Raw genomic sequence first — 13,380 nt, forward strand, 5'->3', positions numbered from 1 at the left:
TAAATATTTATATGTTTGCGTAAACATTTTATGTTTATTTAACTAAAATTTATAGCAATGAATTGTGTATTAAATTTATTAAAAGTGAGTAGGTACTTTAATTCTGAAGTTGTGTCTAACAATGTTTCAAAACAAAATTTGATTTTGTTATTAACATGTAGTTTGTTTTTAGGAATGTTGCAACCAGTTACTTCGCAAACTATTTTTGAAAATGAAAATAGTATGTTTGGAACTTCGGGTTATATTAGAACAGGTACTGGTCGTAGTGTTGGTGGTGGAACTCAGGCACATTTTCAAATGCCAGGGGCTCAAAATAAATATAGTTTGGGAAATCAAGCAGATACTTATGGAGAGTTAGAGTTTGATTATATATACTATTTAAATACTGCTAAAGATAAATCTATTGATGCTGTTTGGATGACTTCTTATTATGAAGCTTTTGGAAGTGAAACTCAAATGGATTTTGATAAAACTGCTCAATTATATATTCGTGGAAAAAACCTTTTAGGGAAAGGAGAAACTTTGTGGATTGGTAAAAGATATTACGACAGAAAAGCCATTCATTTATTAGACAGACAATGGATGAATCCTGCACAAACTGGTTGGGGGTTTGGAGTAGAGGATTTGTTGACAAACAAAACCAATGAAGACATTAAAATTGGAGTTTGGTCTTTTAAAGATGAAGACGTGGTGTCTTATATTAACAACAATACAAGTCAGTTAAATGCTTTTACTTTAGATACTCGTTGGGTAAATGTTCCCGTAAACAATACATTGAAATTAAACTTGGCTGTAAACTATTCTTATCGACTAAAAAATGAAACTTTAGAATACAATGCAAAACAAGGATTTGGTGCTTTTGCTTGGTTAGATTACGAGAAAGATCATATTACCAATACCACAGCTGTATTGTTTAGACAAGGAGCTACGGTACCAAAACATCACTGGACAGGAATGTCTGAAAAAGAAAATCCGAACAATAATAACACAGTTTTGAATAATATCAATTCTTCTTATAGTTTAGAAATTAACAACAATTTTTTATACGATGATTTTGAAAATTTTGCCATCAATGGAATTTTATTAGCTGTAATTAGAGATTTTGGAACCAATCCATACATATACAATGGAATTAACGATGTTACTTATTTATCAGGAAAGGGAAATATGCTGTACTGGTTAACTGCAGGAGCTAGAGGAATGTATTATTTAAGTGATTATTTTAAACTGAGTTTAGAAGTTAGTCACGAGTATATTAAAAACGAACAAGTGGGAGTTGCCGGAAATTTAAATCGAATCTCCTTTACTCCAGAAATTTCTTTAAGTAAAGGGTTTTATTCTAGACCCGTTATTCGCCCCTTAATTGCCTATGCTTTTTGGAGCGATGATTTAAAGGGAAATATAGGAAATGTACCGAACAACGCACCTTTTGGAAACAATACTGATGGGTTTACCTATGGATTGCAATTCGAAATTTGGTGGTAAATACTAAAAACAGATTTTAATAAATCAACAAAAACTTTTTATAATATTTAAAAATTTTATATCATGAAAAATACAATTTCAATAACACTTTTTATTAGTATGATTTTTTTTACAGTAACTACTTTTGGAGCCAATTCAAAAAAAATAAAATTAAGCTCTCCTGACGGAAAAACAGAAACACAAATTAATATAGAAAAAGATATTAGATATAGTGTTTCTCAAGACAATGTGTTAGTGTTAGCACCATCTAAAATAGCCATGATTTTATCTGATGGGATCACATGGGGAACTGATCCTAAAATAAAAGACATTCAAGAAAAATCTGTAAATAAAATTATTGATGCCCCTTTTTACAAAACCAAAAAAGTAGCAGATCAATACAACCAAGTAACCATTCAGTTTGAAAAAAACTGGGGGTTAGAATTTAGAGTCTATAACGATGGAGTTGCTTATCGTTTTACAAGTACCAAAAAAGGAAGCTATCAGGTAGTAAACGAGATTGCTAATTATCAATTTACAAACGATGCCAATGCAACCGTTCCTTATGTGTATTCTCCAGGAGATCAAGAACACCAATTGTCGCAATCTTTTGAAAACACGTATACACGTTTAAAAATATCAGAATTAGACAAAGACCGTTTGATGTTTTTGCCTTTAAGTGTAGAAGCTCCTAAAGGAAAAAGAGTGACTATTACTGAAAGTGATTTGCGTAACTATCCTGGAATGTATTTTAAAGCAACAGAAAAAGAAAATACACTAACGGCTTTTTATGCTCCGTTGCGTAATGAAGTTGAAGAACATTCTGGTTACAACAATTTACAGGTAATTGTAAAAAGTCGTTATAAATATATTGCAGAAATTAAAAACGCACGTAACTTTCCTTGGAGAGCAGCTATTGTAACCGATAATGATGTGGATTTGGCAAATACAACCATGACTTATAAGTTGGCTGAAGAAAGCGTAATTAAAAATACAGATTGGATCAAACCAGGAAAAGTAGCTTGGGATTGGTGGAATAACTGGAACTTAGAAGGGGTTGATTTTAAAGCTGGAATTAACAATGAAACCTATAAATATTACATTGATTTTGCTTCAAAAAACGGAGTAGAGTATGTGATTTTAGACGAAGGTTGGTCGGTTAACAAAGTATACGATTTAATGCAAGTAGTTCCCGAAATTAATTTGGAAGAATTAATTGCCTATGCAAAGGAAAGAAATGTTGATATTATTTTATGGGCAGGTTATTATGCTTTTGACAAAGACATGGAAAAAGTTTGTAAGCATTACAGCCAAATGGGAGTCAAAGGTTTTAAGGTTGATTTTATGAACGGAGATGATCAAGAAATGGTTTACTTTAATGAACGTGTAGCTAAAATGTGTGCAAAATATGAATTGATTGCCGATTTACACGGAACCTATAAACCAGCAGGATTACAACGTACCTACCCAAATATTTTAAATTTTGAAGGAGTGCATGGTTTGGAACAAATGAAATGGCAACCTGCTACCTGCGATCAGGTTACGTATGATGTAACTTTACCTTTTATCAGAATGATTTCCGGTCCTGTAGATTACACACAAGGAGCTATGAATAATGCGGTTAAAGCGTTAAATACCATTACAAATGTGGTAGAAACACAATATTATCCTAATTTTTCTAAACCCATGAGTCAAGGTACACGTATGCACCAATTGGCAGAATATGTAATTTTTCTATCTCCTTTAAATATGTTGTGTGATACCCCAACCAACTACGAGAAAAATCCAGTGAGTACAGAATTTATTGCATCCATTCCTACTGTTTGGGATGAAACCAAAACGATTGAAGGTAAAATGGGAGAGTATATTGTAACGGCTCGTAGACACGGAGATACTTGGTTTATTGGAGGTTTAAATAACTGGGATGCTAGAGAAATAATCATCAATTTAAAAGAAATTACTGGAAAATCTGGAGAAGCTACTATTTTTAAAGATGGAGTAAATGCAGATATGAATGGTGTAGATTTTGTAAAAAAAACAGAAACTGTTACAGGTAACTTAACCATCCGCATGGCACCAGGTGGTGGTTTTGTAGTAAAAATTTAAAAAACAGTATAGTTGTAGTTTTGTTAATCTCCATCAATTAGTAATGTACTAAGGGATGGAGATTTTATATGTATAATTGAATCAAAAGGTGATTCAAATTTTTTTAATTGTCTTCTCTTTCTTCTATAATTTTTTTGTCAATTAAATACATTCCCCATTTAGACATAGATTGAAATATAGGAACAAGTTCTTTAGATTTTTCAGTTAATCTATATTCAACTCTTGGAGGTGTTTCAGCATAACTATGGCGAGTAATTAATTTATCTCTTGTTAATTCTTGTAATTGTGATGTTAATACTTTTCGAGAAAGTTTGGGGATTAACGTGTGAAGTTGACCAAAACGTTTGGGTGATTTTTGCAAATGCGAAATGATAAGTGGTTTCCATTTACCTCCAATTACTAAAAGGGCTTGCGTTAAAGGGCAGTTTTCATGATTCTTTTCGTTCATTATTTCGTATTTGTTACCTCAAAGTAACTACTTTTTTTATGTTTTAACCATAAAAAATGTTTAAATGTTACTTAAGGATACTTTTAATAGTAACTTTGTGTAACTAATAAATAAAAATATTTAAAATGAAAAATAAAATTCCTTTATGGATTAATATTTTACAAGGTGTATTAATTCTAATTATGCTTTCTCAAGTGTATCAATTCTATTTTGATCATAATGCGGTAACAGCTTCAGGTATCAATATAAATGGTGTTGCAGATTACAATCTAATATATGAGTTTGCTGCTAGAACTGCTACTATGGCAATTGTATCTATATTTATTATGTTTTCTCAAGACGTAAAGTTGTTTGTTGCCATGTTTTTAATGAATGTATTAAGAGAAGGTCAAGAAACAATTATAGATCCATTGTTTCCATTATTAAATGCTCCAGCTTCACCGACTATGGATTTAGTTATTCATATAATTATAGTTGGTGTTGAATTAATAGCTTTTGTAAAACTTTATAAAATTTCAAAAATTCAAGTATCCTAGTCTATTTTAAGATACCTAGTAATTATTTAATTGTATTTAAGAGACATGATTATCAAATCAAATGCCTTTATTTATAATATTGATTGCTATCATTACAAATAAAGCCTCATAAAATAAATTGCACTTATTTATGAGGCTTTAGAACTTAAAACAATAACAAATCATTATTTTTGATTGTTATGGTAAAAGCTCTACATGCACTAGCAAAACAATTAGAAGGAAGTTTAAAAACCGATGAATTGCACAAAGGAATTTATGCAACAGATGCATCTGTATACAGAAAAATTCCTCTAGGAGTTGTGTTTCCAAAATCGATTACCGATTTAAAAATATTGATAGTTTTTGCTAATAAACATAAAATTAGTTTGGTTCCAAGAACTGCAGGAACCTCTTTGGCAGGACAGTGTGTAGGAGATGGATTGATTGTAGATGTATCTAAACATTTTACTGAAATTATTGATTACAATAAACAACAACAACAAATAACAGTACAGCCGGGGGTAATTCGTGACGATTTAAACCGTTATGTACAAGCAGACGACTTGTTTTTTGGACCCAATACCTCTACGGCAAACAGATGTATGATAGGAGGAATGGTAGGGAACAATAGTTCTGGAACGACCTCTATTCGTTACGGAGTTACGCGTGATAAAATTATCCGTTTAAAAACGCTTTTATCAGACGGTAGTCAAGTGGTTTTTGAAACTATAACTGTAGATGAATTTCTGCAGAAATCAACTCTAAAAACTTTGGAAGGAAATGTATACAAAGAGATACTGACTTTGTTCTCGGAATCTGATGTACAGCAAGAAATTATAACACAATTTCCCAAACCAGATATACACAGAAGGAATACAGGCTATGCAATTGATGAATTGTTAAAATTTGAATTGTTTGGAGGAACTGAAAACACCATCAACCTAGCAAAAGTATTATGTGGAAGTGAGGGAACGCTAGCTTTTACTACAGAAATAACGTTGCAATTAGACAAGCTTCCACCTGTACATAATGTGATGATAGCATCACATTTTTATTCTATTCAGCAATGCATGGAGTCGGTAGTTGTGGCTATGAAACACAGGTTGTATAATTGTGAATTGATGGACAAAATTATTTTAGATTGTACCAAAACTATTAGATCACAACAAGAGAATAGAGATTTTTTAAACGGAGATCCAGCAGCGGTTTTAATGCTTGAAGTTGCTGGTGAGTCTCTGGAGGATGTACACAATCAAGCAGATTTGTTAATTGCAGATTTAGAAAAACATCATTTTGGATATGCACACCCAAAAGTTACGGGGATTAAAATAAACGGAATTCACGATTTACGAAAAGCAGGTTTAGGAGCTTTGGGGAATTTGGTGGGAGATAAAAAAGCAGTGGCTTGTATAGAGGATACTGCTGTAAGCTTGTCGGATTTACCCAATTTTATTGCTGATTTTTCGGTAATGATGAAAGACTATAAACAAGAAGCTGTGTATTATGCGCATGCAGGAGCAGGAGAAATTCATTTACGTCCTATTTTAAATTTAAAAGCAGGAGATGATGTGATTTTGTTTAGAAAAATTACCACAAGCGTAGCCAAATTGGTTAAAAAATACAAAGGTTCTTTAAGTGGAGAGCACGGAGATGGAATTGTACGAGCAGAGTTTATTCCGCTTATGGTGGGAGCTAAAAATTACCAGTTATTAAAACAGTTTAAAGAACTTTTTGATCCAAATTATATTTTTAACAAAGGGAAAATCATTGACCCATATAAAATGGATGAAAATCTTAGGTATAAAGTTGATAGAAAAGAACCCGTTGTAAATACATTGTTAGATTTTTCTGAAAACGAAGGGGTTTTAAAATTAGCAGAACAGTGTAATGGTTCTGGAGATTGTAGAAAATCTGTAGCAGCTGGAGGAACAATGTGTCCTAGTTATAGAGCTACTAAAAATGAAAAAGATACCACCAGAGCAAGAGCGAATACATTGCGAGAAGTATTGACAAATAATACAGCTAAAAATAAATTTAACAGTACTGCTTTAAAAGAAGTTTTTGATTTGTGTGTGGGCTGTAAAGCTTGTGCAAGTGAATGTCCTAGTAGTGTAGATGTTTCGGTTTTAAAGTCGGAGTTTTTATACCAATACCAGGAGACAAATGGGTATTCTTTTAGAAATAAAATGTTTGCTAAGGTGACAGATGTCAATCAAAAGTTAGCTGTTTTTTCGGGATTGATTAATATGTTTAGCAACACTGTTTTGGCTAAAAAAATGTTGGGAATAAGTTTAGAACGTAGTTTGCCAAGTTTACAACAAGAAACTTTAGAGCAATGGATAGAAAACAATCAGCAAAAGTTAGTAGTAGAACATCCTGTTAAGAAAATTTACTTTTTTAAAGATGAATTTACAAATTTTTACGACGTGCAAATAGGGATGGATGCTATAGAATTATTAACCAGTTTGCAATACCAATGTGTGTTTGTGGAGCATGAACAAAGTGGTAGAAGTTATTTATCTAAAGGTTTTTTAAAAGAGGCTAAGAATGTTGCCAATAAAAATATAACAACGTTTGGTAAATTAGTCTGTACAGAACATCCGTTGGTGGGGGTTGAGCCTTCTGCAATATTATCGTTTAGAGATGAATATTTAAGATTGGCTAACAATAAAGAGCAAGCTACTCAACTGGCTAAGCATACGTATACTATAGAAGAGTTTATTGCGAATGAAATTGTTTTAGGAAACATAAAAGCAAGTAATTTTACACTGGAAGAAAAGGAGGTTAAAATTCATGTGCACTGTCATCAAAAAGCATTGAGTACTAGCAAATCTACTTTTGATATGTTAAACGTAGTTTCTAACTACAAAGTAACTGTTTTAAATACAGGGTGTTGTGGTATGGCTGGTTCTTTTGGTTATGAACAAGAACACTATAAAGTAAGTATGCAAATGGGGGAGGATACGTTGTTTCCTAAAGTTAGAAACGCATCAGGAAATACACTTATTGTAGCTTCAGGAACAAGTTGCAGACATCAAATAAAAGATGGAACCCAAAGAGATAGTCTACATGCTGTTACTGTATTAAGAAGAGCATTAAACTAGAGTTGTATCAATTATTTAATGCCTCAGCAATTTTGGCATGTATTTTTTTTATTTCAAAAGGTTTTTTAAAATATTCTAGAATTAACCCAGTGTCTAGAGCCTCTCTAATTTGTTGGGTTATTTCAAAACCTGTTAGGATATAGAATTTTTTATCAGGATATTTTGCCTTGGCTTTTGTAATAAACTCTATACCTGTCATACCGGGCATTCTCATATCACTAATAATAATTAAAGTATCAGTGTTTTCATCCAAAACTTTTAAACCTTCAAAACCATCTTTAGCGACTAAAACGGTGTAGAATTTTTTAAAATTATTTTCAAAAAGGAGTAAGTTAATTTTCTCATCATCTACATATAATATCTTTTTTTTCATAGTTAATTTTTTGCTTTTATAGGCAATGTAATCTTTATTTTTGTTCCTTGGTTAATTTCCGATTCAAAATCTATATACCCTTTGTGGTCTTGTATAATTGTATAAGCTATAGATAAGCCTAATCCAATTCCTTTACCAGGGTCTTTGGTCGTAAAAAAAGGTTCTATAATTTTAGGTAGGTCTTGTTTCATAATTCCACAACCTGTATCTATTATTTCAATAAAAACAGCCTCTTTGTTTTTATGAGTTTTAATTGTGATTGTTCCTGTATTTAAAATGGATTGTATGGCATTTAATAGAATATTTATAAATACTTGATGTAGTTTGTTCGATTTTCCTTTAATCAGTAATTCTTGTGAATCATATTGCTTGTTAAATATAATTTTAGAACTAGTTTGGTTAGATAACACGGCTAAACAATTGTTAATAATAGAATGGATGTTACAATTGTTGTCTATAACATTGGTGTCGTTGCTAAACTGGTTTAGTCCTTTTACAATAGATGAAATTCTTGTAATAGCTGTTTCTGTACTTGTGAGTAGTAAATCTGTTGTATGTTTATCTTTGCTACCATATTTTTCAAAATAGTCTACAAGGCCATAGTGAATACCTGTAAGATATTGTAGAGGGTTATTAATTTCATGAGAAACTCCCGCTGTTAAGACTCCAAGAGATGCCATTTTTTCGGAGGCTACCAAGCGTGATTGTGTTTCTTTTAGTGTTGTTAAAGTAATTTCTACCTCTTCTTTTTGATTTTTTAATTCTTCGTAAAGTTTTTCAAGTTTTATATTGGCATTTTTTAAAGCTTTGGTACGTTTATTTACTAGCGATTCTAAATTTAATTTATTTTCTTCAAGTTCTTTTTCATAGTTTTTAAGTTCTGTAATGTCTAGAACTACACCACCAACAGCATTTTTATTGTTTGCTGTTTTAATTTTAAACTTTAAGTTTTTTAACCATTTTGTTTTACCATATAAAACAACAGAAAAATTAAATTCAACATTCTCTTGTTTTCCAGATAGTATTTTTAAATCTGCTTCTTTTAGTTTTTTTGTTGTTGCTTCATCAAATAATTCTTTTAATTCCTTTTGAGCTGTTACAGTGTCTATATTTTTATTTTGATAAATATAATTATGAGCACTATCTTTTATATATGCGTAAATGGGAGTATTTTCCATAAAACTATGAAAACGTTCATTGCTTTCTCTAAGTAGTTTTTCTGCTTTTTTTCTTTTGGACTCTTCTCTTAATACATTTCTGGCTTTTACCAAAGAATAAAAGTAATAGGAAATGGCAATAAATAGCAATATAAGAATTTTGATAAGCCTACTTCTAAAATTAGAAAGTGCTAAATAGACTTCACTTTCTTGATAAGATATTAAAATAGTCCAAAAGGTATTACCATGTAGTACATGATAATAAACGACATACATTTCTTCGGAATTATCATTTAAACGTAATGTATTTTGATGTGTAATTTTTCCTGTTCCACTTTTATAGTTTTTTATTTTGTCAAGCAATTTAAGAGTATGCTTGTCATTATTAGTGGTTTCAAATATAGATTTTCCTTGGTGTTCTTTATGGGTGCAATAAACCTCTGTGTAGTTTTCGGTAATTAACCAAGCCAATCCTTTTTTGTTTGATTTTATATTATCTAAGAAAAGCTCTCCCATTTTGTCTATAGGAATTAAAATAGCAAGACTCCCCATGTACTTTGTTTTATCAAAAATAGGTACGTGCATTGCAATTGCATAATATCCTTGTACACTCATAAAAACATCACTAATAACAGGTTTTTTGGTAGCTAAAGTTTCTTTTACATGTTCTTGATTAGAAATGTCTTTTCCTATTGCAGCTTTGTTTATAGGATAGGTATGTTCAATTATTCCTTTGTTATCAACTTTGGTTATTGCTTTTATTACACTTTTATGATTGTCATAAAAATATTTCATAGAGGTTTTTCCATTCTCTGTAAAATGAATAATGTCATTTTGTTTAACAATGTATGATAAGCTAGATTGGTAATTATCCCAAAAAGAGGAGATTCCTTGTGATGCTGTTTTGGCTAAAATTAACTGTTCTTTGTTAAATTCTTGAATCGTATTTTTTTTAACATCTTTGTACATTAAATAAAAACTAAGGCAAAACATTCCTAGTGTAAAAAAGATAAACACATATCTTTTAAAGAATTTAATGGTGAAAAATGTATAAAAATGTTTTTTCATTTATGCACTAAACAGTTGATTTGTTATAAATTTAACAAAAACAGTTTCAAAATTGTTGTAATATAAATAAAATTAAAGTTTTATCGTTCAACGGTTTAGTATATGCGTTTGTAGTAAAGACTTAGTAGGTGGGGATTTGTATTTTAATGTTTTTGAGGTGTAAAATAATAGTAATTATGTTTACTGTAGATTATTAAAATATATAAAGGTACTGTGTTTATGCATTTTAATAATTAAGCCATTTGCTAGTTTACTAGCAAATGGCTTAACAAATAGATATCTGAAATGTAAAAAAACTATATAGTTATTGTGGCTGTTTGTTTTAATGGCATTGTAAAGAAAAATGTAGTTTCTGTTTCTTTAGAAACCAAGTTTATTTTACCATTTAATAATTCTGAAAACCTTTTTGTTAAAGGAAGTCCAATACCAAGACCATCAACTAATTCATTATTTTTATAGTCTTGTTTTTCAAAAACTTCAAAAATCTTATTTTTCCTATCATCAGAAATTTTAGGGCCATAGTTTTTTACAAAAAATATAAGATCATTACCACTAACTTCATAGCCATATAAGACTGTTCTTTTCTCAAAAGAAAACTTAATAGCATTGTCTATTAGGTGATATAATATATGTTTTATTATTTTTATATCGGCAGAAATTACCAAAGAGGGGCTTGGATTTTTATAACTTATTTCTAGTTCTTTGTTAGATTCTTCTATCGATATTTCAAAATAACTTTTTAAACTAGATAAGACATCTTCAATTTTAAAATTATTTGTTTCTATTGTTATTTGTTCACCAGAGTTTAGCAAAGACAAATCCACAAGATCATTTAAAACAAGTAACAACCTGTCTGCACTTTTTCTAATTATTGAAGAGTATTCACTATTTGCTGATTCTTTATTGTTAATATTTAAGTCTGTTATTAGGTCTAAAAAACCTAATAAACCATTTAAAGGAGTTCTTACTTCATGAGAAAGATTATGTAAGAAGGATTCTTTTAAGTTTTCCGATATAATACTTTTGTTGTACAGCTCTTCTATCGTATTATTTAAGTTGTTTAATACGGTATGCTTCTCTACAATACCAATAAACGTATCATCTTTAAACACAGGCAATGCAGAACATTGACTGCTATTAAATTTATTTAAACTAGAAAGTAGAGTATCATTTGTATTTAATTGTTCTTTGCTGGTTAAACAATCAATAACTAATTTGTATCGTTTTTTAACTAAGTCACAAGTAGTTAAAATTCCGTGAAAATTATTTTGGTCGTCAATTACTGCTAAATATCCTTTTTCAAGAATTTTTTCTTCAGCAATACTTGTAGCACTATAAGGATTAACTTTAGTGTACGAATTTAAAATGTGTTTTGAAATTTCCATTAAAATGTCCCTTCAATTGAATCATAGAATATTTTTAACTTAAAATCAACTTTTATAATTTCACATTCGGAAACATAAGGAAACACTTTTTCAGCAAGAATATTAATGATTTTTTCAGAGTCCATTTTTTTTAAGACTCTTTTATTAATAAAAACAGACTCTATATTAGTGGTGTCTATTTCAAAAACATCAAATTCATTGGGTATTAATAATTCGAAAGATTTTGAAACTCCAATAATTCCTTGAGGACATTTTTTTCCTAGAATCAAAATATCTTCAAATGGAGGGAGTCTAATTTCTTTAAAACTCAATTGGACGGAATACTTTTGGGAGGCATTATTTTTCATAAATTTTTAATAAAATAAGGTTCAGCGATTTTTAAACTTTATTTTTGGTTTTATTGTGTTTGTATTTTTATGACGTATTTGATATAGGGTATCACAAATAGCATAATTATTTATAATAAGTTAAAATTAAGTAAATATATTTTCTAAATCTAAAATATTAACATACAATGTGTGCATAAAGAATATTTGCCACAAACTAAAGTAATAAGAGTTTGTATTTGTTGTGATATGGTAGTTTTTATTCTAAATACTACTATTTTAGTGATTAATTTTTCTTGATATTTTAGAATATTTGTTTTAAAAAATAAACGTGGTTTTGTAATTTTAAAAAAAAGTAGAATGTTAGTTAAAGCTGTAGTTTTTGATTTAGATGGTACCTTAGTAAATTCTTTAGAGGATATTGCCAATTCTATGAATATGGTGTTAGAAAGACATCATTTTCCCACACATAGTTTCGTTGCTTATCAGCAATTTATAGGTCACGGAATTAGAGATTTGGTGAGCAAGGCAATTCCAGATTCTCACAAAAATGATAATTTTATCTCGAGTTTTTTAAAAGAAATGATGGAGGTGTACAGTATGCAATGTACAAAAAACACTAAAATGTACGCGGGGATTTCGGATTTGTTAGATTCACTAACTGCCAAAGAAATACCAATGGTTGTGTTTTCTAACAAAGTAGAAGTATTGACAAAAAAAGTAGTATCAGAAGTATTGTCCGATTGGACATTTTATAAAACCATAGGTTTAACTACTGAAGCACTAAAAAAACCAAACCCAGACAAAGCTTTACAAATAGCTCAAAAATTAGGAGTTGCTAGTGATGAAATTCTTTTTATAGGAGATTCTGAAGCTGATATGCAAACAGCTAACCGTGCAAAAATGCAACCTGTAGGTGTATTGTGGGGATTTAGAACTAAAGCACAATTGTTGAATAGTGGAGCTAAGTATATTATAAAAGAACCTATGGAGTTGATGAAAATTGTAGAAGGGTAGTTTTTGTTTTAGTAATTATAATGATAAATGTTTATATTGCAATAAAAAGTATGGCTATAGTAGGAGAAATTATAAAAGAATCTCATAGTAACATCAATACAAGGGGTGGTGAGGTAATTTCGGATGTAATTTTTAATAATGAATATTTTCAAATAAGAACTTATGCTATGGGTGATTATGATAGAAAAAATGGTTCAAAACAAAATATTCAGCTAACAAAAGAAAAAGCGATAGAATTAAGAAAACTAATGGATAAATTTATAGGAGATCGTTAACTTTTTAGTGTACTAGTTAATATCTTTGTAAAATCAAATAAAAACTCATTTTTAGTTTGTTACTAATAAATAAACATATTGATGTTTTGCTCCATATAGTTTGTATAAACTATTGTAGCTTTTTTTAAAAGATTTAGAAATT

At 29.9% G+C, this 13,380-nt stretch carries 11 protein-coding genes; 6 read left to right on the plus strand and 5 right to left on the minus strand.

Going from position 1 to position 13,380, the window contains the following annotated elements; all coding sequences use genetic code 11:
• The first annotated feature begins 57 nt into the window (after positions 1–57).
• Both FHR24_RS10265 and FHR24_RS10270 read left to right on the plus strand, forming a co-directional pair.
• Positions 58–1,485: a carbohydrate porin gene (locus tag FHR24_RS10265; RefSeq protein WP_167187944.1), complete on the plus strand. Its 1,428-nt coding sequence runs from the start codon at positions 58–60 to the stop codon at positions 1,483–1,485.
• Between the two features lie 63 nt (positions 1,486–1,548).
• A complete protein-coding gene (locus FHR24_RS10270; protein ID WP_167187946.1) occupies positions 1,549–3,570 on the plus strand; it encodes a glycoside hydrolase family 97 protein in 2,022 nt (673 codons plus the stop codon).
• 103 nt (positions 3,571–3,673) lie between these two features.
• Here FHR24_RS10270 and FHR24_RS10275 read toward each other — a convergent pair whose 3' ends face one another.
• Positions 3,674–4,018 carry a winged helix-turn-helix transcriptional regulator gene (locus tag FHR24_RS10275; protein ID WP_167187948.1) on the minus strand — a complete coding sequence of 115 codons (345 nt, stop codon included), beginning with the start codon at positions 4,016–4,018 and terminating at the stop codon, positions 3,674–3,676.
• Positions 4,019–4,143: 125 nt separating this feature from the next.
• On the opposite strand from FHR24_RS10275, the gene FHR24_RS10280 reads away from it, so the two are divergent.
• Together FHR24_RS10280 and FHR24_RS10285 are read left to right on the plus strand one after the other, a co-directional pair.
• A complete protein-coding gene (locus tag FHR24_RS10280) occupies positions 4,144–4,554 on the plus strand; it encodes a hypothetical protein (RefSeq protein ID WP_167187950.1) in 411 nt (136 codons plus the stop codon).
• Positions 4,555–4,733: 179 nt separating this feature from the next.
• Positions 4,734–7,637, plus strand: coding sequence for an FAD-binding and (Fe-S)-binding domain-containing protein (locus FHR24_RS10285; RefSeq protein ID WP_167187952.1), 2,904 nt, complete (start codon positions 4,734–4,736; stop codon positions 7,635–7,637).
• Between the two features lie 7 nt (positions 7,638–7,644).
• Here the strand turns inward: FHR24_RS10285 and FHR24_RS10290 are convergent, their stop codons facing one another.
• The 4 genes from FHR24_RS10290 to FHR24_RS10305 all read right to left on the minus strand — a co-directional run bounded on the left by FHR24_RS10290 (position 7,645) and on the right by FHR24_RS10305 (position 11,967).
• Positions 7,645–8,010: a response regulator gene (locus FHR24_RS10290; protein ID WP_167187954.1), complete on the minus strand. Its 366-nt coding sequence runs from the start codon at positions 8,008–8,010 to the stop codon at positions 7,645–7,647.
• Positions 8,011–8,012: 2 nt separating this feature from the next.
• On the minus strand, positions 8,013–10,235 hold the full coding sequence (locus FHR24_RS10295) for an ATP-binding protein (RefSeq protein ID WP_167187956.1): 2,223 nt from the start codon (positions 10,233–10,235) through the stop codon (positions 8,013–8,015).
• A gap of 296 nt (positions 10,236–10,531) precedes the next feature.
• Positions 10,532–11,620: an ATP-binding protein gene (locus FHR24_RS10300; RefSeq protein ID WP_167187958.1), complete on the minus strand. Its 1,089-nt coding sequence runs from the start codon at positions 11,618–11,620 to the stop codon at positions 10,532–10,534.
• Positions 11,620–11,967 (minus strand): hypothetical protein, encoded by a 348-nt coding sequence (locus FHR24_RS10305; protein WP_167187960.1) that lies wholly within the window; start codon positions 11,965–11,967, stop codon positions 11,620–11,622. Before FHR24_RS10305 ends, FHR24_RS10300 begins: the two co-directional genes overlap by 1 nt.
• A gap of 339 nt (positions 11,968–12,306) precedes the next feature.
• On the opposite strand from FHR24_RS10305, the gene FHR24_RS10310 reads away from it, so the two are divergent.
• Together FHR24_RS10310 and FHR24_RS10315 are read left to right on the plus strand one after the other, a co-directional pair.
• Positions 12,307–12,963 carry an HAD family hydrolase gene (locus FHR24_RS10310; protein ID WP_167187963.1) on the plus strand — a complete coding sequence of 219 codons (657 nt, stop codon included), beginning with the start codon at positions 12,307–12,309 and terminating at the stop codon, positions 12,961–12,963.
• Between the two features lie 50 nt (positions 12,964–13,013).
• A complete protein-coding gene (locus tag FHR24_RS10315; protein WP_167187965.1) occupies positions 13,014–13,238 on the plus strand; it encodes a hypothetical protein in 225 nt (74 codons plus the stop codon).
• Positions 13,239–13,380 lie beyond the last annotated feature (142 nt).

It is taken from the genome of Wenyingzhuangia heitensis (assembly GCF_011762155.1).
Taxonomy (GTDB): domain Bacteria; phylum Bacteroidota; class Bacteroidia; order Flavobacteriales; family Flavobacteriaceae; genus Wenyingzhuangia; species Wenyingzhuangia heitensis.